This window comes from Mesorhizobium sp. B2-3-7 (assembly GCF_006442695.1).
GTDB lineage: Bacteria > Pseudomonadota > Alphaproteobacteria > Rhizobiales > Rhizobiaceae > Mesorhizobium.
In genome coordinates, this window is sequence record NZ_VFVV01000018.1 from 84391 (window position 1) to 110817 (window position 26427).

Consider the following 26427-nt stretch of genomic DNA (forward strand, 5'->3'; position numbering starts at 1 on the left):
CCTCGCTCGGCCCAGCCGCAGCGGAACCTGTTGATTTTCAGTCCGATAGACGATCCTATAGGCCGAACCAACTGACGATGATGTGTCAGTTGTGATCGGCAACGGGTGAGAAAATGCGCAAGGCGTCGCGCCTGTTCGAGATCATCCAGATCCTGCGGCTGGCGCGGCAGCCGGTGACGGCGTCAATGATAGCCGCGCAGCTGGAGGTGACGATACGCTCGATCTATCGCGACATCGCAGCGCTTCAGGCCATGCGCGTGCCGATCGAGGGCGGGAGGGGCATCGGCTATATCCTGCGCCCCGGCTTCGACTTGCCGCCTCTGATGTTTTCGATCGAGGAGATGGAGGCGATCGTGCTGTCACTGGCGCTGCTGGAGCGCACGGGCGACGACGAGCTCAAGCAGGCAGCCAAGCGCGTCGGCGCCAAGATCGCCGGCGCCGTACCGCCGCCTTTGCGCCAGACGCTCGACGCCAATGCGCTGCATGCGTGGGGATTCGCCGCGCCCTCTGCAGGTGCGATCGACCTGGCGCTGGTGCGCCGCGCCATACGCGACGAGGAGAAGCTCGACCTCTCCTATCGCGACGAGCTTGGCCGCGCTTCCGAGCGCCTCATCCGCCCGATCGCGCTGATCTATTATGCCGAGACCGCCAACATCGTCGCCTGGTGCGAGCTACGCCAGGCGATCCGCAATTTCCGCAGCGACCGCATCGAGGATTGCCGGCCGACCGGACTGCGCTTCAAGGGCGAAGGCGATCGGTTGCGGCAGATCTGGGTCAATGGGTGGGAAGTCAACGCAGCGGCCGCCGGCTAAACCGACCAGCGGAGCGAACCTTACCTTACATCCACCCAGCGCTTCTCCTCGAACGATCGCGCCATCGCATGCACGGTGCGCTCGATCTCCAGACCTTCGTCGAATTCGATGAGCCGCGCCGGTCTGCCGGCGAGCCGGGTCAGCAGTTCATGGCATTCGATGATCTTGAGATCATTGAAGCCAAGACTATGCCCGGGCGCGGGGACGAACAGGTCGTAGGGCTTGTGCTGTGGCGACACGAGGATGGTGCGATAGCCCTGTTCGGTCGGGCGATCCGATGTGAGGTAGAGCTGGAACTCATTCATCCGCTCCTGGTCGAACAGGATCGAGCCCTTGGAGCCGAAGATCTGGACGGCGATGCGGCCCTTGCGGCCCCAGGCCGAACGGTTGACCAGAAGCGTGCCGGCGATGCCGTTCTCCAGATGCATCAGCACGGAGGCAATGTCGTAGGTCTCGACCGCGCGGCGGCCGCCGGCGGCCAGCTTGCGGTCGGCATAGGGCTTGGCCATGTCGCAGATGACGCTGGCGACGCGGCCGAACAGGGTCGACACCAGCGACAGCGGATGCACGGCGAAATCATCAAGCGCGCCATAGCCGGAAGATGCCTCGTGCTTCCAGAAGAACAGCGCCTCGGGATCGGCCATGAAATCCTCGTCCATCTCGATGCGCAGATGGTTGACCTCGCCGATGATGTTTTCGTCGAGCAGCGCGCCGATGTGGCGGATGGCCGGGCTCTGGATGTAATTGTAACCGAGCGCCGCGACCTTGCCGGATTTCTTCGCCGCGGCCGCCATCGCCTCGGCTTCGGCGAAGCTCGGCGCCATCGGCTTTTCGCACCACAAATGCTTGCCGGCCTCGAGAACTGCGATGGCCATTTCCGGATGGAACTGGTTGGGCGTGGTGAGCGAGACGACGTCCACTTCGGGATCGTTGACGACGGCGCGCCAGTCGCCGGACGCCCTGGCGAAACCGAACTCGCCGGCCTTGCGCCTGGCGAGATCCTCATTGACCTCGCCGAGATGGACAAGCCGCGGTTTGGTCATGTCTGGAAAGACGGCGCCGACGGCACTCCACGCGATGGCGTGGCACTTGCCCATAAATCCCGTGCCGATAAGACCGACGCCGACCATTTTCCGTTCCTCCACCGTCATAGATGCTACGTGGATGAATTAGTCCATTTTTGTTCGGAATGGAATGTCTGCCTCATTTTTTATGGTGTTCTTGCGCAGCCTCGCTATGATGGGGCAGAGAGGACGCTTCACCGATGAGCTTGGACGGGCTGACGATGGACGAACGGGTACCTCGCGACTTCGAGACGCTGCGCGCCACGATCCTCGATCGGCGCGAAAGCCTGCCCAAGCGCATCGCCCAGATCGCCGCTTATGCGCTCGACAATCCCGACGATATCGCCTTCGGCACCGCCGCCAGCATCGCCGCCTCGGCCGGCGTGCAGCCCTCGACGCTGATCCGCTTTGCCCAGCAGCTCGGCTTTGACGGCTTCACCAGCCTGCAGCAGGTGTTTCGCGAACGGCTGCGCGAGCGCAACTCCTCCTATGACGAACGGCTGCAGGCGCTGCGCGCCAAGGCCGAGGGCGGCGCCGGCCACCGGGCGATCTTCGACGGCTTCGTCGCCGCCGCCAGCACCTCGCTCAACGACATTTCGCGCACGCTGGACGACGCGCATCTGGAAGAAGCGATTTCCCTGCTGGCCAAGGCACAGACCATCTATGTGCTGGCCAAGCGGCGCTCCTATCCGGTGGCGTCCTACATCGCCTATGCGCTTGGCAAGCTGAAGATCCGCAACCAGCTGATCGAATCAGCCGCCGGCCTCAACGCCGAGATGGTCAGCTTTGCGACGCCCGCGGATGCCGTCGTCGCCATTTCCTTCTCGCCCTATGCGCCGGCCACGATCGAGGAGGCGCGCACGATTTCCGAACAGGGCGTGCCGATCATTGCCATCACCGACAGCTCGTTTTCACCGCTTGCTCAGTTCGCCAGCGTCTGGTTCGAGGTTGCCGAGGCGGATTTTGCCGGCTTCCGCTCGCTATCGGCGACGATGGCGCTGGCCATGGCGCTGACCGTTGGCGTCGGCGAGAAGCGGCGCAACCCCGGCAAGGGGCGCAAGGCCTGAGGGGAAGGCAAAAGGCGATTTTAGATCGGGGAATGCTCATTCCATATTGACTATGGATTGGAATTATTATTTCATATTTTCGGCGCCACGCTGCCGCTCGCGCGTGTACCCCAACATAACAGGCCCGACGGGAGGTTCCAATGAGCGAAGCCGTGGACGCGAAATACGCTGCGCTCGACGTCATCACCATCGGCCGGGCTTCCGTCGACCTCTATGGCCAGCAGATCGGCTCGCGGCTGGAGGACATCACCTCCTTCGCCAAGTCGGTCGGCGGCTGCCCCGCCAATATCTCGGTCGGCACGGCCAGGCTCGGCCTGCGTTCGGCGCTCCTGACGCGCGTCGGCGACGAGCAGATGGGGCGCTTCATCCGTGAACAATTGAAGCGCGAAGGCGTCAACACCGACGGGCTGAAGACCGACAAGGAGCGATTGACCGCACTGGTGCTGCTTTCGGTCGAGAGCGAAGGCGTTTCGCCGATGATCTTCTACCGCTCCGACTGCGCCGACATGGCGCTGGCCGAGGAGGACATCGACGAGGCGTTTATTTCCTCGGCTCGCGCGGTCGTCGTCACCGGCACACATTTTTCCCGGCCCAACAGCGATGCCGCCCAGCGCAAGGCGATCCGCATCATGAAGGCCAAGGGCGGCAAGGTCGTGTTCGACATCGACTACCGGCCGAACCTCTGGGGCCTGGCCGGCCACGCCGAGGGTTTTGAGCGCTACGTCAAGTCCGACCGCGTCTCGGCGCAGTTGAAGACGGTGCTGCCCGATTGCGACCTCGTCGTGGGTACCGAGGAAGAGATCATGATCGCCTCGGGCGCGGACGACTGCCTGAGCGCGCTAAAGACGATCCGTTCGCTGTCCTCGGCCACCATCGTCTTGAAGCGCGGCGCCATGGGCTGCATCGTCTATGACGGGCCGATCAGCGACGATCTCGAGGACGGCGTGGTCGGCAAGGGTTTTCCGATCGAGATCTACAACGTGCTTGGCGCCGGCGATGCCTTCATGTCGGGCTTCCTGCGCGGCTGGCTCGGCGGCGAAAGCCTTGCCACGGCGGCGACCTGGGCCAACGCCTGCGGCGCCTTCGCCGTGTCGCGGCTGTTGTGTGCGCCGGAATATCCGACCTTCGAGGAATTGCAGTTCTTCCTCAAACTCGGCAGCAGGCATCTGGCGTTGCGCAAGGACGAGGCGATCAACCACATCCATTGGGCAACGACGCGCCGGCACGACATTCCCTCGCTGATGGCATTCGCCTGCGACCACCGGGTGCAGCTCGAGGACATGGCGGCCAAGACTGGCGCTGACGCGTCGCGCATCGAGGATTTCAAGGTGCTGACGGTGAAAGCGGCGGCCAAGGTCGCCGCCGGGCGCGACGGATACGGCATGTTGCTCGACGAGAGGCATGGCCGCGAGGCGATGTTCGAATTCGCCAGGCATTCCTTTGCCTGGCTCGGGCGGCCGGTGGAGCTGCCGGGCTCGCGGCCGCTGCGCTTCGAATTCTCGCAGGACATCGGTTCGCAGCTCACCGAATGGCCGGTCGACCACTGCATCAAATGCCTTTGCTTCTATCATCCCGACGATCCGCCGGGCTTGAAGGAGGAACAGCAGCAGAAATTGCGCGCACTGTTCGAGGCCGCGCGGAAAGTGGGCAGGGAGCTTCTCATCGAGATCATCGCCGGCAAGCACGGCAAGCTCGACGACACGACCATCCCGCGTGCGCTTGAGGAACTCTATGCGCTCGGCATCAAGCCGGATTGGTGGAAGCTCGAACCGCAGGCGTCTAGCGGCGCGTGGACGAAGATCGAGGCCGTGATCCTGAAAAACGATCCCTGGTGCCGCGGCGTCGTGCTGCTCGGCCTGGAAGCCCCGCATGACGAGTTGGAGGCCGCCTTCGCAGCGACGGCCAAGGCGCCTATCGTCAAGGGTTTCGCGGTCGGCCGCACCATCTTCATCAATGCCGCCGAACAATGGCTTTCCGGGAAGATGTCGGACGACGAAGCGATTGCCGATATGGCATCGCGCTTCGAGCAACTGACCGAGGCATGGCTTGCCGCGCGCGGCCGTAAAGCAGCATAAGAAGGCACGGGCACAGGGACTGCGGAGGAAACCAATGAGCAAGACAATCCGCCTGACGATGGCGCAGGCGCTGACCCGTTTCCTGAGCAAACAGATGACCGAGATCGACGGCGCAAAGGTACCGATCTTCGGCGGCGTCTGGGCCATCTTCGGCCACGGCAATGTTGCCGGCATCGGCGAGGCGCTCTACCAGGTGCGCGACAAACTGCCGACCTTCCGCGCCCACAATGAACAGGCGATGGCGCATGCGGCGATCGCCTATGGCAAGGCCAATTTCCGCCGCCGCTTCATGGCCGCCACCTCATCGATCGGGCCCGGCGCGCTCAACATGGTGACGGCGGCGGCACTTGCGCATGTAAACAGGTTGCCTGTCCTGTTTCTGCCGGGTGACGTCTTCGCCAACCGCGTTCCCGATCCGGTGCTTCAGCAGGCCGAGGATTTTTCGGACGGCACGGCGACGGTCAATGACTGTTTTCGTCCGGTGTCGCGCTTTTTCGACCGCATCACGCGGCCGGAGCAGATCATCCCGGCGCTCAACCGCGCCATGGCCGTGCTGACCGACCCGGCCGAATGCGGGCCGGTGACCTTGTCGCTCTGCCAGGACGTGCAGGCCGAGGCCTATGACTATCCCGAGAGCTTCTTTGCCGAACGGGTCTGGCGCCAGCGCCGGCCGCGCCCGGACCGGGCTGAATTGGCGGCTGCGGTTGCAGCGCTGAAGAGCGCAAGCAAGCCGCTGGTGATCGCCGGCGGCGGCGTGCTCTATTCTCGGGCCTCGGACGAACTGGCGAAATTCGTTGAAGGCGCCGGCATTCCGGTCTGCGAAACGCAGGGCGGCAAATCCTCGCTGCCGGACGATCATCCGCTCAACATGGCGGCGATCGGCGTCACCGGCACGTCGGCCGCCAACCGGCTGGCGGAAGAGGCCGATGTCGTGCTCGCCATCGGCACGCGCCTGCAGGATTTCACCACCGGCTCCTGGGCGCTGTTCAAGAATTCGGGCAAGACCATCATCGGCTTGAATGTGCAGCCTTTCGATGCCGGCAAGCATCGGGCATCGCCGCTGGTCGCCGACGCGGCCGAAGGCTTGGCCGAACTCGGTGCCGCGCTGAAGGGTTGGAAGGCGCCATCCGCCTGGACCGACAATGCGGCAGCCGGCAAGAAGGAATGGCAGGCCGAAGCCGCCAAGGTGACGGCGTCGACCAATGCCGCCTACCCTTCCGACGCGCAGGTGATCGGCGCCGTGCAACGCGCCATGGGCTCCGGCGTGACGCTGCTCAACGCCGCCGGCGGGCTGCCGGGCGAATTGCACAAGCTTTGGCAGGCCGGCGCGCCCGGCTCCTACCACGCAGAATACGGCTTCTCGACCATGGGCTATGAGATTGCGGGCGGGCTCGGCACCAAGATGGCCAAGCCTGACGAAGAGGTCGTCGTCATGATCGGCGACGGCTCTTATCTGATGCTCAATTCCGAGATCGCCACCTCGGTGATGCTCGGCCTGAAGCTGACCATCGTGCTGCTCGACAACAGGGGTTTTGGCTGCATCAACCGGCTGCAGATGGCGACCGGCGGCGCCAACTTCAACAATCTCCTGAAGGACGCGCGCCACGAGGTGCTGCCCGACGTCGACTTTGCCGCGCACGCCGCGAGCATGGGGGCGATCGCCGAGAAGGTCTCGTCGATCGCAGGGCTGGAGACGGCGCTGGCTCAGGCGAAAGGCAACGACCGCACCACGGTGCTGGTCATCGACACCGATCCGCTGGTCTCCACCGATGCCGGCGGCCACTGGTGGGACGTGGCGGTGCCGGAAGTCTCCGAGCGCAGCCAAGTGAACGCGGCGCGCAAGGTCTATGACGAGAAGCGGCGGATGCAGAGCGTCGGCGATTGATCTCGGCGCTGCCCACCCCCTACCTCTCCTTGTGGGGAGGTCGGACCGAAGGTCCGGGTGGGGTCTGGCGCCGCACCCCCACCCCGCTGCTTCGCAGCGACCCTCCCCACAAGGGGGAGGGTGAACAAGAACCGGAGTGACGACTTGAAAGCCAAACTGGGCATGTCCCCCATCGCGTGGTGGAACGACGATCTTGCGGAACTCAGCGACGACGTGTCGTTGGAGGAGTGCCTACGCCAGTCGCGTTCGGCCGGCTTCACCGGCATGGAGATGGGACGGCGCTTTCCCAAGGACCCCAAGGTGATGCTGCCGATCCTGAAGGCGGCTGACGTCACACTGTGCGGCGGCTGGTTCTCGGGCACGCTGGTCGACGAGGAGATGAGCAAGAACAAGGATCGCATCCAGCCGATGATCGACCTGTTCAAGGCGGTCAACGCGCCTTGCATCGTCTATGGCGAGGTTGGCCGTTCGATCCAGGGCGACCGCTCGAAGCCGCTCGCCACCAAGCCGAAACTCTCGAGCGACGAGATGAAGGCCTATGCCAGGCGCCTGACCGAATTCGGCGAATGGTGCGCCGAGCAAGGCATGCCGCTTTCCTATCATCACCATATGGCGGCGGTGGTCGAGACCGAGGCGGAGCTCGACGCCTTCATGCGCCATTCCGGAGCGGGCATTCCGCTGCTGCTTGACGCTGGACATCTGGCCTTTGCCGGCGGCGATGTGCTGCGCGCCATCGACAATCACCACAAGCGCATCAGCCATGTGCATGTGAAGGATGTACGCATGGGCGTGATCGAGAAGCTCGACCGCACGAGGCAGTCCTTCCTCGATGCGGTGGCTCTCGGCGCCTTCACCGTGCCGGGCGACGGCTCGCTGGATTTCGGCGCCATCGTGCAGCGTTTCGCCGACCACGGCTATGAAGGCTGGTTCGTGGTCGAGGCCGAACAGGACCCGAAGAAGAACCCGCCGCTCAAGATGGCGCAGGTGGGCCACAAGGAGTTGATGCGGGTGATGACGGCGGCCGGCTACACGGTCGAGACCCAGGGCTTCCCCGATGTCTGATCGGGTTCTCGCCAGGCCGGGCTTGCTGTAGGTTGCCGCGATGAAAGATTCCGAGCACCCCTTCTTCCGGCCCCTATGGCGGCGTGTCGCCGTCGTCGCGGTCTGCGTCATCTGGTCGATCATCGAATTCGCGAGCGGCACGCCGTTCTGGGGCGTGATCGCGCTGGGCTTCGCCGGCTATGGCGTCTGGCAGTTTTTTTATCTCTACAAGCCGGCCGACGAGAACAAGGCGCCCGCCGAAGTCGAACCGAAGGAGTAACCGGATGTCGAAGCTGCTGGTCAAAGCCGACAAGGGCCATGGCCGTGTCGCGCATGTCACGCCGCAAAGCGCCGGATGGACCTATGTCGGGTTCGACCTGCACCGGCTGGAACCGGGCGAAACGGCTTCGGGAACAACGGACGATCGCGAAGTCTGCCTGGTGTTCGTCACCGGCAAGGGCACGGTCACGGCCGGCGGCAAGGATCTCGGCCTGCTTGGCCAGCGCATGTCGCCCTTCGAAGGCAAACCATGGTCGGTCTATGTGCCGCAGGGATCGGACTGGTCGGTGACGGCTGATAGCGGACTGGAACTGGCGGTCTGCTCGGCGCCGGGATTGAGCGGCGGCCTGCCGGTTCGCGTCATCGGGCCTGACGACCTCGGCCAGGAGGTGCGCGGCAAGGGCACCAATACGCGCTACGTCACCAACATCCTGCCCGAGGGCAAGCCGGCCGATTCGCTGCTGGTGGTCGAGGTCATCACGCCCGGCGGCCATACGTCGAGCTATCCGCCGCACAAGCACGACCAGGACAATCTGCCTAACGAATCCTATCTCGAGGAAACCTATTATCACCGCCTCAACCCGCCGCAGGGCTTTGCTTTCCAGCGGGTCTATACCGACGCCGACAAGGACGGCTCCCGCGCGCTGGACGAGGCGATGGCGATCGAGGACGGCGACGTCGTGCTGGTGCCCAAGGGCTATCACCCCTGCGCGGCTTGCCATGGCTACGACCTCTACTATCTCAACGTCATGGCCGGCCCGAAGCGGACGTGGAAATTCCACAATGCGCCCGAGCACGAATGGCTGATGAAGGCCTGACCGTTGCGCGTTCACGGCTGAACCTGTTGGTCCAGATCAGAAAAATCGTCGGCTAAGGACCGGCGGGGTCGATTTGCCTTCGAAAACCCTTCAAAGCTTCGTCAATCCGTCATGGAAATCACCTATGGCAACGGGCTGACGAGGATTTTCGATGCGCTACGCCATCTACTTCACCCCCCAACAGGACGAAAAATTGGCGCGGATCGCCGCCAACTGGCTGGGCCGTGACCCGTTCGGCGCCGCGACGCGACCGGTGGAGGCGGTGGGCGATTTGTCGGCGGCGGAAGTCGCCTTCCACACCGCATCGGCACGGCGCTATGGTTTTCACGCAACGCTGAAAGCCCCTTTCCGGTTAGCGGCCAACGAAACCGAAGCCTCGTTGCGCGCAGCGCTCGACGCCTTTGCCGAGGCGACGCCCGTTGTGATGATCCCGCGTCTCGTCGTCAGCCAGATCGACGGTTTCTTCGCACTGGTGCCGGAGGCGCCATTGCCTCCGCTCAATCGCTTCGCCGATGACGTGGTGCGCGATTTCGACCGCTTTCGCGCGCCGTTGACGGAGGCCGAGATCGAGCGGCGCAGCCCGGACTCGCTGAAGCCGGGCGAATTCCGCAATCTCTGCCAATGGGGCTATCCTTACGTCTTCGAGAGCTTCCGCTTTCACATGACGCTGTCCGGCAGGGCCGGGCCACAGGAAAGCCTTCGTCTTCGCCTGGCAATCGAGGGCCTGTTCGCCGAGGTGCTGCGCCAGCCGGTTCCGGTGGACGCGCTGACGTTGTTCATCGAGCCCGAACCCGGCGCCCCGTTCATGGTGCTTTCCCAGCACGCGCTCGGGCGCCGTCCGGCCAGAAAAACCGCCTGAAGCAACAAGCCGTAAAGGCGAGAAAAAACCAAGGACTGCCTGAAATGACCGCCGAGACCATTCTGAGCAACGCCCGCATCGTTCTTGCCGACGAGATCATCGAGGGCTCGCTCGTGATGCGTGACGGTCTGATCGCCGACATATCCTCCGGCGCCGTGCGAGCCGGCGAGGACATGGCTGGCGACTTCATCATTCCGGGGCTGGTCGAGCTTCACACCGATCATCTCGAAGGCCATTATGCGCCGCGGCCGAAGGTGCGGTGGAACCCGATCGCCGCCGTGCTCGCCCATGACGCGCAAGTGGCGACCGCCGGCATTACCACCGTGCTCGACGCCTTGCGTGTCGGCATGGACGAGGATGCCGATCTCAACGCCACCGATATCCGCAAGCTCGCCGACGCGATCGAGGACAGCGTGCGGATGGATCGATTGCGGGCCGACCATTTCATCCATCTGCGCTGCGAGGTCTCGGCGCCGGATTGCCTCAGGGCCTTCGCCAATTTCGAGACCGACGAACGGGTGAAGCTCGCCTCGCTGATGGACCATGCGCCGGGCCAGCGCCAGTTCGTCAACCTCGAAACCTATGCCTACTACTATCAACGCAAGCTGAAGCTGACCGATCGCGATTTCCAGAAATTCTGCGAGAAGCGGATGGGCGAATCGGCACGGAATTCGGCCCCGAACCGCGTCTTCATCGCCGCCGCCTGCCACGAGCGCGGCATCGTGCTTGCGAGCCATGACGATGCGACGACGGGCCATGTCGACGAAGCCATCGAGCAAGGCGTGCGCGTTGCCGAATTCCCAACCACCGAGGAAGCCGCCAGGGCTTCGAAGGATGCAGGGCTCGGCGTGCTGATGGGCGCGCCCAATGTCATGCGGGGCGCCTCGCATTCGGGCAACGTCTCGGCGCGCACGCTGGCCAGCGACGGCCTGCTCGACATATTGTCGTCCGACTACATCCCCTTCAGCCTGATCCAGTCCGCCTTCTTTCTCGGCGACGTCGTCGATAGCATTTCCCTGCCGCAGGCGGTGGCAATGGTGTCCAAGAACCCGGCCGAGGCCGTCGGTCTTTCCGATCGCGGCGTCATCGAAGAGGGCCGCCGGGCCGACCTGGTGCGCGTGCGCCTCGACGACCACGTTCCGGTGGTGCGCACGGTCTGGCGGCAGGGGCGGCGGGTCGCGTGATGGCTTCGGCATTGATCGAGCGTGAACTGTCGGCCGAGGCGTTTCCGATACGCGACGGCGTCTTCGTTGCCGTGGTGGGCCCGAGCGGCGCCGGCAAGGATACGATCATCGGCCATGCCAAGGCGCTTTTCGCCGACGAGCCGCGGCTGGAGTTCGTGCGCCGCGTCATCACCAGACCGAGCGACACGGCAAGCGAGGATCACGACACGCTGGCGGATGCCGCCTTCATCGAAGCCGAAGCCGACGGCGCCTTCGCCGTCTCCTGGGAGGCGCACGGCCTGCGCTACGGCCTGCCGGCCGAGGTCGATTGGGCAGTGGCCAACGGCCATGTCGCTGTCGCCAACGTATCGCGCGCGATCATCCCTGCCTTGCGAAAGCGCTATGCCAATCTGGTCATCGTCGAGATCACCGCTTCGCCCGATGTGCTGGCCGGGCGGCTGGCGATGCGTGGCCGCGAGTCGCGCGGGGAGGTTCTGGCACGCCTGGCGCGCAGCGCCCCTGTGACGCTCTCCGGACCCGGCGTCACCTCGATCGACAATAGCGGTTCGCGCGAAGCGGCAGGCGAGCGCTTTGCCGAGGTGCTGCGCAAGGCGATGGCGTTCTCCGACATGTCGGGGCTGATCGACTAAAGGTGTTGATGGTCAGGTGGCGCTCGCCTGACCTGAACATCGAAACACCTTCCTTTTATGCCGCGTGCCGGTCGTGATCGGCACGACGCGTGCTGGCCGACGGCGTTGCCGAAGGTTGTGTCGGCGCGTCCAGAACCGCGACGTGATGGCGGTACACCATTTCCCAGCCTTTCCAGCCGGTAAACAGCAGGATGCAGACAACGATCAATGAAAGCAGCACTCCCCATGGGCGAACTGCCGCTTCGGCGCCTTGGCTGTAGCGAAGATAGAAATTGATCAGCGCCAGAACGACGGCGGTCAAATTGCCGACCATGTGGTACCAGGCGTCCGTCAGGGCGCGGATGCGCGGCTCGCTCAGGAAATCGATAAAGCCGGCAATCGCCGCCAGGAGAGCCATGACGATGGCTGCTCCAATCAGCCACATCGACGCGCGTGCCCAAAAGGCGTCGGCAGTCCCCCAGAACATCAAATCGGTGAGAAACGCGCCGACAAGGAACGCGACAGGAAAGGGAATGAGCATCGGATGGATGGGATGACCTCCCACCTTGGCGGTGCTTAGCGGATTCGCGGCCATGACAATGCCTCCGAATAGAAAAGCTTTGAACAACGCCCAGATAAGGGTTTCGTTCCAATCCGGATGGAAGCTCGCAAGACCGTTTTCGCGATGCCGCCCCCCTTTTGCACTCAAGTCACTTGGGGCCGCACAGATACGGCCGACAACAGATCGAGCGGAATTGCGGGGCGGGCGAGATAGAGCGGCGTTATCTTTCGACGGCCACGGCGGACGGCGGCTTTTTGCCCCTGACTATTCCGCCGCTGCCCCGGCGATGCTCTTGCGGCTGGCGTCGACCATGCGCCGCCGCGCGCGGAACACGCCCCACTGCTGGTCGATCAGCACGCCGATGAGGATGACGCCGCCCATCACCGCGAAGTTGAGCGAGGACGGGATGCCGAGCAGATTGACGAGGTTCTGCAGCTCCTGCAGCAGCACGGTGCCGAGGATGACGCCGATCAGCGAGCCCTCGCCGCCGCGCAGCGAGAAGCCGCCGAGCACGGCCGCGGCAATGGCGTAAAGCTCGTAGAACTGGCCGTGGCTGGCCGGCGAGATGGATCGCGTGTACATGGCGAAATAGATCGCCGACAGCGCCGTCAGTACCCCGCAGATGACGTAGGCGGCCATGACGACACGCCCGGTGCGGATGCCGGAATATTTCGCCGCCTCCTCGTTCTTGCCGATGGCGTAGAGATAGCGGCCGAACACCGAGCGGTGCAGCACCACCCACATGACGATGGCGATGACGATCAGGGCGAAGAAGGAGTTCGGCACGCCCCAGGAGCGGCCGGCGGTCAAGAATTCGAGCTCCGGGAAATTCTGGCCGAAGGCGAAGCCGGCGGTGCCGTCGGCGGTGTAGAAGCGGGCGACGCCGCGATAGATCAAAAGGCCGCACAAGGTCACCACGAAGGGCTGCAATTTGAGCCGCGTGATCAGCCAGCCATGCGCCAGGCCGATGATGGCACCGAGCACCAGGATGAGTACGAAAGCCAGCGGCCATTCCATGCCGCGCACGGCGATGAAGTCGATGAACAGCGTTCCCAGCAGCGCCACCAGCGAGCCGACCGACAATTCGATGCCGCCGGTGATGATGACGAAGGCCTGGCCGATCGACAGGATGCCGAACAGTCCGATCAGGTTCGAGGTGTTGGCGAGATTGATCGGCAGCAGGAAGCGCGGATTGATGATGGCGACGATGGCGCCGACCACCAGGATCAGGATCAGCAGGCCGAGATCTTTCTTGCTCATCATCTTCTCCCCAATGCCGGCCCGAGCGCTTCCGCGGCGCGGCGGCAGAATTATTTCGGCTGCTTGCCTACCGCCAGCAGCAGCACGTTTTCCTGGCTGAACTGGTCCTTGTCCAGAATGCCCGAGATCTGGCCCTCATGCATGACGGCGATGCGGTCGGACACGCCGATCACCTCCTCCATGTCGCTGGAGATCATCAGCACGGCGACGCCGGCGTCGGCCAGCGCACGCATCAGCCCGTAGATCTCCGCCTTGGCGCCGATGTCGATGCCGCGCGTCGGCTCATCGAGGATCATCACCTTGGGGTTCATCGCCAGCCATTTGGCCAGCACGACCTTCTGCTGGTTGCCGCCCGACAGCGTGCCGGTGCGCGTCTGCACCGAGGGCGCCTTGATGCCGAGATCTTTTTTCTGCTTCTCGGCGGTTGCCGTTTCGGCGCTGGTCGACACCAAGGAGCGCTTGGCATGCGCCGGCAGGTTGGGCAGCGAAATGTTCTGGGCGATCGAAAGGTCGAGCAGGATGCCGGTCAGCTTGCGGTCCTCCGGCACCAGGAAGATGCCGTGCGCGACGGCATCGGCCGCCGAGCCCAGGGAGAGCGGCTTGCCGGCGAGCTCGAGCGTGCCGCCGAGGCTGCTTTCGATGCCGAAGAACACCCGCGCCAGCTCGGTGCGGCCGGAACCGACAAGGCCGGCAAGGCCGAGGATTTCACCGCGCCTGACGTCGAGATCTACCGGCCGGCCTGGATAGGTCGGGGTACGGATGGCCTTGGCCGACAGGGCGACGGCGCCGGGGGCGCGGGCCGCCTCGGAAGCCTTCTCGCGCTCCTTCAGCATGCGGCCGATCATCAGCTTGACCATCTGGTCGTGGTTGATGTCGCGCTTGGGCAAGGTGCCGGCCAGCATGCCGTCGCGCAGCACGATGACGCGGTCGGCGACGCGCTCGACCTCGTGCAGGCGATGCGAAATGAAGATGACGCTGATGCCGTCCGCCTTCAGCGCCTTGATGACGTCGAGCAATTTGTCGGTCTCGGCGATCGGCAGGCTCGACGTCGGTTCGTCGAGGATGACCAGCCTTGCCTTGATCGACAGCGCCTTGGCGATCTCGACCATCTGCTGCTGGGCGAGCGACAGTTCCGCGACAGGCGTGTCGGCGGAGAAATTGGCGCCGACGCGCTTCAGGAGCGGCGCCACCATGGCCCGCAGCCTGGCGCGGTCGACGAGCCTGAGCGGCCCGGCGCGCAGCGGTTCGCGGCCGAAGAAGATGTTGGCAGCGACGTCGAGATTCTCGAACAGGTTGAGTTCCTGGTGGACGAAGGCGATGCCGGAGCCAAGGCTGCCCTCGACGCTCAGGCCGTCATGGGCGGTGCCGTCGACGGTGACGGTGCCGCTGTCCGGCCGCGTCACGCCGCCGAGGATCTTCATCAAGGTGGATTTGCCGGCGCCGTTCTCGCCGACGAGACCGATGACCTCGCCCGGCCTGACCTCCATCGAGAAGCCATCGAGCGCGACGACGCCCGGATAGGTCTTGCGCACGTTCTCGAGACTGAGGAACGGGGTGGTCGCGGCGATGGATGTGTCGGAATAATTCATCATGCCTGACAGCGTTGGCGGGCCGACCTCTTGGCAGACTGACTGGCCTCGAAGGGTTCGTCAATGCGAGAGCAGCCGGCTCAAGCGACGTTGAGCCGGCTGAACTGCCTTCGGTCTTAGTTTCCAGCCATCGCCTTCAGATTGGCGGCGTAGGCGTCGACGTCATCCTTGCCGATGATCTTGGTCGGGATGATGATGAGGCCGTCGGCCGGGATGCCCGACTTGTCGCCCTTGAGATAGGATGCCATCAGCTTCATGCCCTGATAGGCCCACTCGAAGGGCTGCTGCACGACGGTGGCGGCAATGGTGCCTTCCTTGACGCCGCCCAGGGTGATCGGATCGTCATCGAAGCCGACGACGGTGATCGAGCCGAGCTTGCCGGCATCGCGCAGCGCTTCATAGATGCGCGGCGTGTTGTAGGAGTAGAAGCCGACCATGCAGGTGACGTCGGGGCTGGCGACCAGCGCGTCCTCGACATTCTTCTTGGCGCGGGCCTGGTCGATGTCGTCGCCGCGCACGTCGACGAGCTCGATCTTGGTGCCGGCCAGGCCATCCTTCATGCCCTGGATGCGCTCCTTGGCATTGTCGGCGCCGAGCAGGCCGACGAAGCCGAGGCACTTGCCGCCGTCCGGCATCGCCTTCTTGGCGATTTCGGCCGCCTGCTTGCCGGCATCGACATTGGACGAGCCGATATAGGCGACGCGCTTGGTCTGCGGAGCGTCGCTGTCGGTGGTGAACAGCGCCGTTTCCGAGGCGATCTTGTTCAGCCCGTCGGTCGAGGTCTTGGGATCGACGGCCGAAACCATGATGCCCTTGACGCCGGCGGTGACCAGATCGTCCATCAGCCGCTGCTGGATGGCGACCGAGGACTGCTCGGGATATTTCAGCTCGAGATTGTAGTCGGGCAGTTCGCCCTGCGCCTTCTTGACGCCGGCTTCGGCCGCCTTCCAGAAGTCGGAAGCGCCGTTGACGACGAAGGCCAGCGTCGGCTTGTCGTCGGCGCGCGCGATCGTGCTCGCCGTCAGGCCAAGCAGCAGCGCCGCGGTGGCCACGGATGCATTGCGTATCAAGGATTTCATGTTCAACCTCCCGTTTTGGCCGGTCGTCGGACCGGCCGATCCTGCACTTGTCTGATTTGCCGTTCGCGGCTTGGACGCCCTCCTCCTCAAGGGTTCCCGGCACTGAAGATGGCGTCGTTCCAGCCACGGCGACGGACTTTAGAGACTCATCCCCCGTTCGTAAATAGTCCGATTTGTCTGACATATCACATGTCCGCGACAAGGCTTCGCGGGGGTACTATCCGCTTGCCATCGGGCCATTCGCATGCACCGCGCCCCAGGGAAAACGGACGCGACGGACCGACGTTACAGCGCATTTTCGTATTAGTAAACGGTATTAGTTGCGTTCGATGGCGACCACGCCGGCGGCGACGCCGTTGGGTTTGCCTGAAACGCAATGGCTTGGGGCAAACGGGGTAATCGGCTCATATGCTGTGATTTGAGCTGCCCGGAGCCGGCTAGCCAGTAGACCCGTCGTCCGCTAATAGGTATAAGTTAGCCGATATTTCTATAAACCGGCGCGGCCTTGATGGTCGCCGGGCAGGCCGGACAGGCTGGGGAACACGAACAGCATGAGCGAGACCACCGATATCGCGACGGCAAGGCGCCGCAAGGCGCCGGTGAAGCCCAAGGGCCGGGTCACCATGACCGACATTGCGCGCGCCGCCGGCTGCTCGCAGGCGACTGTTTCCTTCGTGCTCAACAATTCGCCTGGCATAAAACTGTCGCGGCAGACGCGCGAGCGGGTGATCGAGGCGGCGCGCGCGCTGGGCTATAGTGCGCCGGCCTTTTCGGCACTGAAGGCGCCGGCCAGCGCCTTCGACGGGCTGGACGGGGTGATCGGCTTCGCCGTCGACCAGCTCGCCACCAGCCCGGAAGCCGTCGTCGCCATCGAGGGCGCGCGCCAGGCCTCGTGGAACGCCGGCAACGTGCTTCTGGTGGCGCAGACCATGGGCGACGCCGTGATGGAGCCGCGCGCCATAGAGGCGCTGACCAGGCGGGGCATTTCGGCGCTGATCTACATGACCATCTTCACCCGCGAGATCACGGCGCCCGACTTCCTCTACAGCCTCGACATCCCGGTGATCCTGCTCAACTGCTACACGTCGGATTACGCCTTCCCCGCCGTGGTGCCCTCCGAGATCGCCGGCGGCCAGAGCTCCACCCGGCACTTGATCAGCCACGGCCACCGCCGCATCGCCACCATCACCGGCGAGCCCTGGATGCAGGCGGCACAGGACCGCCTGAAAGGCTACCGCCGCGCTCTTGCCACTGCCGACATCCCTTTCGATCCCGAACTGGTGGTCGAGGGCGACTGGTCGGCAAGTGCCGGCTATGCCGCGACCGTCAAGCTCCTGGCGCTGAAGGACCGCCCGACCGCCATCTTCTGCCAGAACGACCGCACCGCGATCGGCTGCTACGAAGCGCTGAAGGAAGCCGGCCTGCACATCCCGCAGGACATCTCCGTGGTCGGCTACGACGACGAGGAAATCGCCAGGCATCTGTTCCCGCCGCTGACCACCTCGATCCTGCCGCATATGGCGATGGGCCAATGGGCGATCGAACAGCTCGAAGCGCCAGCGACGGTGGGACGGGGGCGCTATCCCATCACCAAGCTGGAATGTCCGCTGGTGGAGAGGGAGAGCGTGCGGGCCGTGGCAGGCTGACCGACCCGGCCGACAAGGCAAGCATTTGGGCGATGAAAACCGGCGCCGCGAGCGCCGGCAGGCCACGGACTTTCCCGTCGGACTTTCCCGCTGCCGGGGCCAGCCAGGCATGCCCTTTCAATTGGCACAGCAAGCGGTCGGGCCGCCGGCCCCGAGGCCGCGAAGGCGTGAAAAATGCCGGCCAGCGACGCCGCGAGAGCCCGATTGCGCCAAGATTCGAGGACATTTGTTCCAAGCGCGGCGTGTTGGTTGAACAGATTGGGTTGCAGGCATAGCCTTGCGTCGTCCACCGGGGCTCGCCTCGAGCTTGCGGGGGCAACAGGCGGCGGATCGCGGCGTGCCGCTGATCGAGGAGACGAACATGCAGCTCGAACAATCCCTTGCCGGCATGCGCCGGCGCGACCTTCTCAAAATAATCGGCATTACGGCGGGCAGCGCCGCAATGTACCAGGCCATGACCAGCATGGGGCTGGCGGCAGAGTCCGATTACAAGGGACCGATCAAGCTCGAAGGCGACCCGAAGGGCGCTTCGGTGCTCGTCCTGGGCGCCGGCCTGGCCGGCATGCTGGCGGCCCTGGAACTGCGCCAGGCCGGCTACAAGGTGAAGATCCTCGAATACAATGCCCGCGCCGGCGGCCGCAACTGGACGATACGCGGCGGCGACACCGTTACCGAACTTGGCGGCTACACGCAGAAATGCGAGTTCGACGAGGGGCTCTACCTCAATCCCGGCCCCTGGCGCATCCCTTACCATCACAACGGGCTGTTGGCCTACTGCCGGAGGCTCGGGGTGACGCTGGAGCCGTTCCAGCAGACCAACCACAACGCCCTGCTGCACTCGACGGAGGCCTTCGGCGGCAAGCCCAAGCGGGTGCGCGAGATCGAGACCGACTTCAAGGGCCACACTTCGGAGTTGCTGGCCAAGGTGGCCAAGAAGGGCCAGCTGGAGGGGCTCGTCTCCAAGGAGGACCAGGAGGTGCTGCTCGAGGCGCTGCAGTCCTGGGGCGCGCTGGACAAGGACTACAGCTACAAATCCAGCCTCGCGACCGCCGAATTCCGCGGCTACGAGAAGGAGCCGGGCGGCGGCATCGGCGCCGAGCCGGCCGCGGGTCAGATCATCGGCGCGTCCGACGTATTGAATTCGCGCCTGTGGGGCAGCCTCGCCAACTTCTCGCTCTACGAATTCCAGACCACCATGTTCCAGCCGGTCGGCGGCATGGGCAGGATCGGCGAAGCCTTCGCCAAGCAGGTCGGCGACCTCATCACCTACAATGCCAAGGTCACCAAGATCGCCCAGAACGACAAGGGCGTGACGGTGACCTATGAGGACGCGAAAAACCCCGGAACCGCCCAGGAAGCCAGCGCCGACTGGTGCGTGTGCACCATTCCGCTCACCATCCTCAGCCAGATCGAAATCCAGGTCGGCGGCGCCATGCAGGCGGCGATCGGGGCGGTGCCCTATGCGTCCTCGGTCAAGGTCGGCCTGCAGATGAAGCGCCGTTTCTGGGAGGAGGACGAATCGATCTTCGGCGGGGTCAGCTACACCAACCTGCCGATCTCGCAGATCTCCTACCCCAGCACCGGCTTCAACGCCGGCGGCAAGGGCGTGCTGCTCGGCTGCTACACATGGAACGGACCGAACTCCTACGAATTCACCGCCATGACCCCGCAGGAGCGCGTGCAGAAGGCGGTGGAATACGGCGCGCAGCTCCACCCGCAATACAAACAGGAGTTCGAGACCGGCGTTTCCTGGGCATGGCACCGCTCGCCCTTCACGCTTGGCTGCGCGGGCGACTGGACCGAGGAGGCGCGCAAGGAGCACTACGACAACCTGTGCCAGATCGACGGCCGCATCGTGCTGGCCGGCGAGCATGCCTCCTACATTCCCGCCTGGCAGGAGGGCGCGATCCTGTCCTCGCTCAACGCCATCACCCGCCTGCACCAGCGCGTCATGCAGGGATGAGGTCATGCCGATCCCTTCGTTCACCCCGTATCCCGCGAGGCATCCCATCATGAGCAGCTCCTTCAAAAGACCCTGCGGTCTCATCGCCGCCATGGCCGTCGCCGTGGCGTTCACGGCCCCCGGCGCGTTCGCCGATTCGGCCGGCGTCACATTCAGCCAGGGCGATACTTTCACCGAAAAGGACGGCGCGGCGCTCTATGCCAATGTCTGCGCCGCCTGCCACCTGGACAAAGGGCAAGGCGCGGTCGGCGCCGGCCACTATCCGGCGCTGGCCAAGAACAAGAATCTGGAGACCGGCGGCTATCCCGTAAGCCTCGTCCTGCACGGGCAAAACGGCATGCCGCCGGTGGGGCAGATGATGAGCGACGACCAGGTCGCGGCCGTGGTCAACTATGTCAGGACGCATTTCGGCAACGACTACAAGGATGCCGTGACGGCGCAGGACGTAAAGGATGTCCGCTGATTGACGGATGTCGCCCGCTCATGCGGCAACGCAAACGGCGGCGGGCATTCCGGCGCTCGCCGCCCTCTCGAACAGAAGGAAACGGGTCATGAAACCATCGATCGGGAAATCATGGATCGGGGCCGCCGTGCTGGCGGCGGGAATGCTGGCCGCCGGCGCGGCCTTGGCCGACGACGTCGTTCGCCACAAGATTCCGAATTCGGATTTTCCGATCCTGCGCGCCGTCGAGGTGCCGGCCGGCAAAACCACGGTCTATCTCAGCGGCGCCGTGCCGTCCGTTATCGACGAGAAGGCCGACAAGGCAACAGTTGCCGCCTATGGCGACACCGAAGCCCAGACCCGCTCGGTGCTGAAGTCGATCGACAAGACGCTGGCCGATCTCGGCCTGAAAATGGGCGACGTCGTCAAGATGCAGGTCTTCCTGGTCGGCGATCCCGCCAAGGGCGGCAAGATGGATTTTGCCGGCTTCATGAAAGGCTACACGAAATTCTTCGGCACCAAGGACCAGCCGAACCTGCCGACGCGTTCGGTGGTGCAGGTCGCGGGCCTTGCCGGCCCCGGCTTCCTGGTCGAAATCGAAGTGACCGCCGTGCGGCCCTGAAGCCGGGGCGTTCGGCCAGTCTTGCGCCAGGATGCCGAACGGGCTGGCGAGGCGCGGATCCGGCGGGCCGGGAATCGTACGGTTGAAGTGACCTTCAGGCACCCACCGAAAGACGGAGCTGGGCGACGTTGACCCGCCAGCGAGGGCTAAACCGCGCGGAGCCCACGCCCAGGCACTAGCCATTCGTCGAAGGCAGGTCGCGCGACCGCGGACGGAAAACCGCCTCACACCTTTCCCGGAATTGCCCTAGCCTCGCCTCTTCAGCGCAGGGAGAGCGAGATGACCTCAAGTTTCACCGTTCATGACGCCAGCGGATATGAGCAGCTCATGGGCCGCTGGAGCCGCAAGCTCGCGCCCAAATTCATCGACTTCGCCGGGCTTGCCAGTGGCGAAAAGATCCTCGACGTCGGCTGCGGCACCGGCAGCCTGACGTTCGAGCTGGCGAAATCCGCCGAGCTCGCGGCAATCGCGGCAATCGACTTTTCGCCTGTCTTCGTCGAGGCGGCAAAGCGGCGCAACACCGACCCGCGCATCGAAATCCAGCAAGCCGACGCCACCGCCTTGCCGTTCGCCGACGATGGTTTCGACCGCGCGCTTGCGCTGCTCGTGCTCCACTTCGTGCCGGAGGCCGGCAAGGCGGTGGGCGAGATGCGCCGCGTGGTGCGGCCGGGCGGCGTGGTGGCGGCCGTCGTGTGGGATCATCTCGGCGGTATGCCCGGCATGCGCATGATGATCGACACGGTGGCCGCGCTCAGCGAAGGCGGACGCCAGATGCGCAGCCGCTATTGCTTCCAGCCGATGATGCAGCCGGGCGAAATGAAGCGGACTTTTGTCGAGCAGGACCTGGCCGATGTGACCGAGACCGAGCTGATGATCCGCATGGACTACCGGGACTTCGACGACTATTGGGCGCCGATAGCGGCCGGCGAAGGCCCGCTCGGCAAATACATGATGACGCTCGATCCAGCCGAGCGGACGCGCAGCGAGGCCGCCGTCCGCGATGCCTACGAGGCCGGCCGGCCGGATGGCGCGCGGTCGTTTGCGAATGTTGCCTGGGCTTGCAGGGGCGTGGTGCGGTAAGGGCGCCGAAGAACCGCCCATCCGCCATCTGCCGCCCAGGCCGGTCTCCATGAAGACGCACCGGCGCTATTGCGGCAGACCGGCGGCCTGCAGCGCGTCGCCGAGGCATTGCGCGAGCGCCGGGGCGCAATGCACGGCCGCGAACTGCCGGCCGTAGCGAAACGTCGGATGCAGCTCACGCACCCGCGCCGCTGCCGCCATCGCCTCGTCCAGCCGGCCGAGCTTGGCCAAGGCGGCGGCCAGTTGCACATAGGTGATGCTGTGGGCGGGATTGGCCTGCACCGACCTGTATGCGGCACGGCAGGCCTCGTCATAGCGGCCGCGCAGCAGATGGCTCATCGCCTGCGCGTCGAAGGCGGCGAAGGCCCAGGGGTCGAAGGGGCTGAGCCGCATCCCGCGCTCGCTCCACGCGATGGCCTGCTCCGCTTCGCCGCTCCAGCCGAGGATGACGCTGCCCAGAATGTAGGTCAGGGCGGATGACGGGCTGACGGCAAGCGCGGCTTCCAGGGCGGTGAAGGCGGCCTTGCGGTCATGTCCATCCATGCCGATCGAAAACCCCGCAAGGGTAAGCGCGGCCGCGTCGTCCTGTCCGTGCAGGATGGCCAGCCGGGCATGGCGTACCGAAGCCTCGCGATCGGCTTCCTGCAAGCCGGCGCGAAGGAACAGGCAATGATGGCACATGGCGGCATTGCCGTGGGCAAGCGCATAGGTCGGCTCGAGTTCGATGGCGCGTTCGAGCAGCACGAGCGCCTGCGCCACCCGTTCGGGCATGCCGGAATCCACGTCCGGCTGGGCGCGCAGCACGAGGTCGTAGGCATCGAGACTGTCGGGGCGCTTGCGCCTCACCCTCTCGATTTCGACGCGCCGCAGGCTGGGCGCGATCGCGCCGACGGCCGCCAGCGCGATCTCATCCTGGAGCGCGAAAATATCGGCGGAGGCGCGGTCGAAGCGCTCGGCCCATATGTGGGCGCCGGTCGAGGTGTCGATCATCTGGCCGGTCACGCGCACGCTGCCGCCGGCCCTGCGCACGCTGCCTTCGAGCACATAGTGGACGCCGAGCTCGCGGCCGACCTGCTTCACGTCCACCGCGCGCCCCTTATAGGTGAAGGAGGAGTTGCGCGCGATGACGAACAGCCAGTTGATGCGCGCCAGGCCGGTGATGATGTCGTCGACGATGCCGTCGGCGAAATAATCCTGTTCGGGATCACCGCTGAGGTTCGAGAACGGCAGAACCGCGATCGAAGGCTTTCCGGGCCATGTCAGCGTTGCCGCCTCGGGGCCCAGGCCACCGATCGCGACCTCGGGCCCGACATAGCGATAGCCGTGCCGCGGCAGCGTCTCGATCCAGCTTCCGCCGCCGGCCGCGCTCTCCAGCATGCGCCTGGCCGCCGCGATCTGCACCGTCAGATTGCTGTCCTCGATCGCTTGGCCCGGCCATGCGGCGTCGATCAGCGCCTGCTTGGGAACCGGCTTGCCCGTGCGTTCGACAAGCAGCGCCAGCAGCGCGACGGCCCGTTGGCCGAGCGGCGTCGGCTGGTCGCCGTGGAACAGGATCCCGGCTTCGCCGTCGATGCGAAAGGGGCCAAAGGCGAGGCTCGTTGCCATTCCCGAAGGAGATACCGTTTGCAATCTTTTCGCAATGATTTCGCAACGGCTTCACGACTGGCCGGCCGGGTAGAGGCATCCTGTGCCGGTGGCTGCGGGAAAAAGCAGCGAACCGATGGAGGATCAAATGAGCGCCGCCCCTGTCATCCGGATGCCCGACGAGAACAAGGGGGTCATGCTGCGTGGCCAGCCGATGGTGTTTCTCGTCACCGGCGAGGATACCAGGCACACGAGCATGTTCGACTGGACCATACCGGCCGGCTTCGCCACCGGCCTGCATGTCCATCGCGTGCAGGAAGAAACCTTCTATGTGCTTGACGGCGAATGTGTCTGGCACGTCGGGGCGGAGGTGATCCGGGCGACCCCGGGCACCTTCCTGTTCATTCCGCCCGGCGTGCGGCACAACATCACCAATGTCGGCGAAAAACCGGCCCGCGTGCTGATGACCGTCTCGCCGCCCGGGCATGAGCACTATTTCGAAGACCTTGCCAGGCTCGCCGCAAAAGGCTCCCCGGATCCGAAGGCGCTCACCGAACTGCGGAACCGCTACGATACCGACCAGCTCTCCACGTTGACGACGAGTGCCTAGGCGCAGTTGGTACATAGGCGTGATCGGCATGCTTCCGGCGTAACGGCGGCCTTCGGTGCCTCGGATGCCTGGACACAGCAAAGATCATCGCTGCGGCCGAGAGCCGGCCGTCCGACGCGGAGAATCCTGCACCTGGATAAAAGCGCCCAATGGTCTAAGTTGTGCCCGGAGGCTCCCGACGTCTTTTCGCAAAAGGTTCCCGAATGACACTTGGCGGACCGCGCCCGACCTGGCTTACTTTCGACTGCTACGGCACGCTGATCCAGTGGGATGAAGGGCTGATGACCGCGATGGAGACGATCCTGTCGCGCAAGGGCCGCAGGATCGAGGCGCAGACATTCATCCCGGTCTACGACCGGCACGAACACCAGCTCGAGCATACCAAGCCGCACCTCTCCTTCGCCGAGGTGACCGCCAAAGCGCTGCATCTGGCGATGCAGGACTTTTCGCTGGAAGCGGAAGCCGGCGACGCCGAACTGCTGACATCCTCGATCGGCCGCATGCCGCCCTTCCCGGAGGTCGTCGCGACGCTGCAAAGGCTGAAGCAAGCCGGCTTCAGGCTGGCGATCATCTCCAACACCGACGACGCCATCATCGCCGGCAATGTCGCGCAGCTGGGCGGCGCCATCGACCGGGTCATCACGGCGCAACAGGCGCAGGCCTACAAGCCGTCGCGACGGATCTTCGAACACGCCTGGCGCACCCTTGGCGTGACCAGGGATTTGGTCCACATCTGCGCCAGCCCGCATCTCGACCTGACCGCCGCCCGCGACCTGCGCTTTCGCGCGGTCTGGGTCGATCGCGGGACGGGACGGCGGCCGCCGGCGGATTATGAGCCGGACGCGGTGGCGCATGGGCTGGACGATGTGCCGGGGTTTTTCGAGGAGGCTGGGTGGATTTAGGATATCGGAGGGTCGGGCGCGTAGGGTTGAACCACTCCAAAGCCCTTCGGGCCAAAAGTGTTACCCATGTCTCCGGTATAAACCGTAACCTATGTGTCCGGAACGGACCCGGTGCCCTTGGCGCACCCGACAGGATTCGAACCTGTGACCTCTGCCTTCGGAGGGCAGCGCTCTATCCAGCTGAGCTACGGGTGCTTCCCGGCGGGCCGGAAAACGAACCGGGTGAACCGGCAAGTCACGGCTTCTTAGCGGAAGCGGGCGCGGGCTTCAACGGCGAACTCATTTTTGTTCGAATGCGAGTCATCCGAGAAACCGGCTGTTGTTGTGCCAGGTCAGCGCATCGCGATCGGGCTGCTGACTGGCGATGGAAGGGACAGCAACGGACGATCCGTGAAGTTCGTAGTAGTGTCGACCATTCTCGAATTCCTCGCGAATGCGCCGGCTCACCTCAAAACGACTATCAGGAGTAATGGTCACATACCCTTGATCGAACAGGCTGTGGATGTCCCGCCGCATGAGGATGCCATTGTTCGGAGAGTGTTCTCCACCGTCGGCATAGGGGCGAATATGGGCGGCCTCCAATGCTGGCAAGGTACGCTCCTTCGTAATGGCGCATCGCCTGTCATAAAGATCCGTCACCAACAGCCTAAACGCTCCTTGACCGAGACGCGGTCGTATCAGCACAGGCTCACCAAATCGCGACGCCTCTTCCGAAAACCCTGTGCTGGTGGAAACAGCGGGAGTCATTGCGTCCTGCACCGAATTCCAAAGTGCCGCGCCTTCAGAACTATCAGTCCCGTAGGTCGTAAACGAAACAATGTTCTTTGACCAAGATGGCGGTGGCGGAAACCAGCGGCTCTCTTCGAGAAAGAAGGGCTGGGTGAGAACTCGGCAACCGATCTCGACGGGTCCGGCTGTTCTCGGATCGAGCTTTCGATAGCGGAGGATGCGTGTTCGCATCTCGGCGAGGCTCGTCACCCCATTGCTTTTGCCGAACGCCTCCCATGCCAGCGATAGGGGCATGACTGTAGAGGAAGCGAAGATCCCACCTCCCACGATCATGTTGATCGGGGCATGCAATTTGAACAGAAACAGCTCACCCGGTTGCAACGCTCGAAACGGTCTTGGCGATGGCGACCAGAAATTGACCTCCATCAAATCTGGCATCCGGCGGAGCTGCTCGAACCAGTCTCCATCCGTTACCGCGACCACAATTTTGACGGCCACGCCCGCTACCCCTTGCGGCTATTCCGGCACAAGCTATTGCCGTTGCCTTGGTATTCCTCTTCGGGAAATTAAACTTTAACGCCAGACTTTCTATCGGCAGACAATTTCTGCAGCGGCTCAACGAAATCGCTGCGCAGACAATGCCTCACCCGCCCGCCTCACCCCGCAC

General features: G+C 64.4%; 24 protein-coding genes and 1 tRNA gene. 17 read left to right on the forward strand and 8 right to left on the reverse strand.

The window, feature by feature from the left end; all coding sequences use genetic code 11:
- Nucleotides 1-113: 113 nt before the first annotated feature.
- Nucleotides 114-812 carry a YafY family protein gene (locus FJ940_RS26705; RefSeq protein ID WP_140658394.1) on the forward strand — a complete coding sequence of 233 codons (699 nt, stop codon included), beginning with the start codon at nucleotides 114-116 and terminating at the stop codon, nucleotides 810-812.
- Nucleotides 813-832: 20 nt separating this feature from the next.
- Here the strand turns inward: FJ940_RS26705 and FJ940_RS26710 are convergent, their stop codons facing one another.
- Nucleotides 833-1942 (reverse strand): Gfo/Idh/MocA family oxidoreductase, encoded by a 1110-nt coding sequence (locus tag FJ940_RS26710; RefSeq protein ID WP_140491256.1) that lies wholly within the window; start codon nucleotides 1940-1942, stop codon nucleotides 833-835.
- Nucleotides 1943-2097: 155 nt separating this feature from the next.
- Between FJ940_RS26710 and FJ940_RS26715 the strand changes: the two genes are divergently transcribed.
- The 9 genes from FJ940_RS26715 (at nucleotide 2098) to phnN (ending at nucleotide 11713) form a co-directional block, all read left to right on the forward strand.
- Entirely contained in the window at nucleotides 2098-2943 is an 846-nt protein-coding gene (locus FJ940_RS26715) for a MurR/RpiR family transcriptional regulator (RefSeq protein WP_181165350.1), read from the forward strand.
- Nucleotides 2944-3083: 140 nt separating this feature from the next.
- The gene (gene iolC / locus FJ940_RS26720) at nucleotides 3084-5018 is read left to right on the forward strand and encodes a 5-dehydro-2-deoxygluconokinase (RefSeq protein ID WP_140658398.1); all 1935 of its coding nucleotides are present in this window, start codon (nucleotides 3084-3086) and stop codon (nucleotides 5016-5018) included.
- 34 nt (nucleotides 5019-5052) lie between these two features.
- A complete protein-coding gene (iolD, locus tag FJ940_RS26725; protein WP_140650721.1) occupies nucleotides 5053-6903 on the forward strand; it encodes a 3D-(3,5/4)-trihydroxycyclohexane-1,2-dione acylhydrolase (decyclizing) in 1851 nt (616 codons plus the stop codon).
- A 144-nt stretch (nucleotides 6904-7047) separates the two neighbouring features.
- Entirely contained in the window at nucleotides 7048-7965 is a 918-nt protein-coding gene (iolE, locus tag FJ940_RS26730) for a myo-inosose-2 dehydratase (protein WP_140524144.1), read from the forward strand.
- A 40-nt stretch (nucleotides 7966-8005) separates the two neighbouring features.
- Nucleotides 8006-8224: a DUF3329 domain-containing protein gene (locus tag FJ940_RS26735; protein WP_140491266.1), complete on the forward strand. Its 219-nt coding sequence runs from the start codon at nucleotides 8006-8008 to the stop codon at nucleotides 8222-8224.
- 4 nt (nucleotides 8225-8228) lie between these two features.
- Nucleotides 8229-9041: a 5-deoxy-glucuronate isomerase gene (gene iolB, locus FJ940_RS26740; RefSeq protein ID WP_140524146.1), complete on the forward strand. Its 813-nt coding sequence runs from the start codon at nucleotides 8229-8231 to the stop codon at nucleotides 9039-9041.
- 151 nt (nucleotides 9042-9192) lie between these two features.
- Nucleotides 9193-9900, forward strand: coding sequence for a DUF1045 domain-containing protein (locus tag FJ940_RS26745; RefSeq protein WP_140524148.1), 708 nt, complete (start codon nucleotides 9193-9195; stop codon nucleotides 9898-9900).
- A 44-nt stretch (nucleotides 9901-9944) separates the two neighbouring features.
- Nucleotides 9945-11084, forward strand: a complete 1140-nt coding sequence (locus FJ940_RS26750) for an alpha-D-ribose 1-methylphosphonate 5-triphosphate diphosphatase (RefSeq protein ID WP_140524149.1) — start codon at nucleotides 9945-9947, stop codon at nucleotides 11082-11084.
- Nucleotides 11081-11713 (forward strand): phosphonate metabolism protein/1,5-bisphosphokinase (PRPP-forming) PhnN, encoded by a 633-nt coding sequence (phnN, locus tag FJ940_RS26755; protein WP_181167259.1) that lies wholly within the window; start codon nucleotides 11081-11083, stop codon nucleotides 11711-11713. Before FJ940_RS26750 ends, phnN begins: the two co-directional genes overlap by 4 nt.
- A gap of 55 nt (nucleotides 11714-11768) precedes the next feature.
- On the opposite strand, the gene FJ940_RS26760 is transcribed toward phnN, so the two are convergent.
- The 4 genes from FJ940_RS26760 to FJ940_RS26775 form a co-directional block, all read right to left on the reverse strand.
- A complete protein-coding gene (locus FJ940_RS26760; protein ID WP_140493403.1) occupies nucleotides 11769-12287 on the reverse strand; it encodes a DUF2231 domain-containing protein in 519 nt (172 codons plus the stop codon).
- A gap of 231 nt (nucleotides 12288-12518) precedes the next feature.
- A complete protein-coding gene (locus FJ940_RS26765) occupies nucleotides 12519-13514 on the reverse strand; it encodes an ABC transporter permease (protein WP_140517717.1) in 996 nt (331 codons plus the stop codon).
- 50 nt (nucleotides 13515-13564) lie between these two features.
- A complete protein-coding gene (locus FJ940_RS26770; RefSeq protein WP_140517789.1) occupies nucleotides 13565-15103 on the reverse strand; it encodes a sugar ABC transporter ATP-binding protein in 1539 nt (512 codons plus the stop codon).
- Nucleotides 15104-15219: 116 nt separating this feature from the next.
- Nucleotides 15220-16182: a sugar-binding protein gene (locus FJ940_RS26775; RefSeq protein ID WP_140491278.1), complete on the reverse strand. Its 963-nt coding sequence runs from the start codon at nucleotides 16180-16182 to the stop codon at nucleotides 15220-15222.
- Between the two features lie 551 nt (nucleotides 16183-16733).
- Between FJ940_RS26775 and FJ940_RS26780 the strand changes: the two genes are divergently transcribed.
- The 5 genes from FJ940_RS26780 (at nucleotide 16734) to FJ940_RS26800 (ending at nucleotide 21935) form a co-directional block, all read left to right on the forward strand.
- On the forward strand, nucleotides 16734-17828 hold the full coding sequence (locus tag FJ940_RS26780) for a LacI family DNA-binding transcriptional regulator (RefSeq protein WP_181167260.1): 1095 nt from the start codon (nucleotides 16734-16736) through the stop codon (nucleotides 17826-17828).
- A gap of 361 nt (nucleotides 17829-18189) precedes the next feature.
- The gene (locus tag FJ940_RS26785; protein ID WP_246671092.1) at nucleotides 18190-19791 is read left to right on the forward strand and encodes a flavin monoamine oxidase family protein; all 1602 of its coding nucleotides are present in this window, start codon (nucleotides 18190-18192) and stop codon (nucleotides 19789-19791) included.
- Between the two features lie 49 nt (nucleotides 19792-19840).
- Complete coding sequence (locus FJ940_RS26790; protein WP_140658400.1) at nucleotides 19841-20254, forward strand: cytochrome c; 414 nt, start codon at nucleotides 19841-19843, stop codon at nucleotides 20252-20254.
- An 88-nt stretch (nucleotides 20255-20342) separates the two neighbouring features.
- On the forward strand, nucleotides 20343-20855 hold the full coding sequence (locus tag FJ940_RS26795; protein ID WP_140658402.1) for a RidA family protein: 513 nt from the start codon (nucleotides 20343-20345) through the stop codon (nucleotides 20853-20855).
- Between the two features lie 279 nt (nucleotides 20856-21134).
- The gene (locus tag FJ940_RS26800) at nucleotides 21135-21935 is read left to right on the forward strand and encodes a class I SAM-dependent methyltransferase (protein WP_140658404.1); all 801 of its coding nucleotides are present in this window, start codon (nucleotides 21135-21137) and stop codon (nucleotides 21933-21935) included.
- A 66-nt stretch (nucleotides 21936-22001) separates the two neighbouring features.
- Here FJ940_RS26800 and FJ940_RS26805 read toward each other — a convergent pair whose 3' ends face one another.
- Entirely contained in the window at nucleotides 22002-23540 is a 1539-nt protein-coding gene (locus FJ940_RS26805) for a winged helix-turn-helix domain-containing tetratricopeptide repeat protein (RefSeq protein ID WP_140658406.1), read from the reverse strand.
- Between the two features lie 127 nt (nucleotides 23541-23667).
- Here FJ940_RS26805 and FJ940_RS26810 point away from each other — a divergent pair, with 127 nt between their 5' ends.
- Together FJ940_RS26810 and FJ940_RS26815 are read left to right on the forward strand one after the other, a co-directional pair.
- Nucleotides 23668-24129 (forward strand): cupin domain-containing protein, encoded by a 462-nt coding sequence (locus FJ940_RS26810; RefSeq protein ID WP_140658408.1) that lies wholly within the window; start codon nucleotides 23668-23670, stop codon nucleotides 24127-24129.
- A 203-nt stretch (nucleotides 24130-24332) separates the two neighbouring features.
- Nucleotides 24333-25031, forward strand: coding sequence for a haloacid dehalogenase type II (locus FJ940_RS26815; protein ID WP_140658410.1), 699 nt, complete (start codon nucleotides 24333-24335; stop codon nucleotides 25029-25031).
- A gap of 118 nt (nucleotides 25032-25149) precedes the next feature.
- Here the strand turns inward: FJ940_RS26815 and FJ940_RS26820 are convergent.
- Nucleotides 25150-25226 (reverse strand) — tRNA-Arg (locus FJ940_RS26820).
- Nucleotides 25227-25331: 105 nt separating this feature from the next.
- A complete protein-coding gene (locus FJ940_RS26825; protein WP_224684867.1) occupies nucleotides 25332-26258 on the reverse strand; it encodes an HNH endonuclease in 927 nt (308 codons plus the stop codon).
- Nucleotides 26259-26427: the final 169 nt, after the last annotated feature.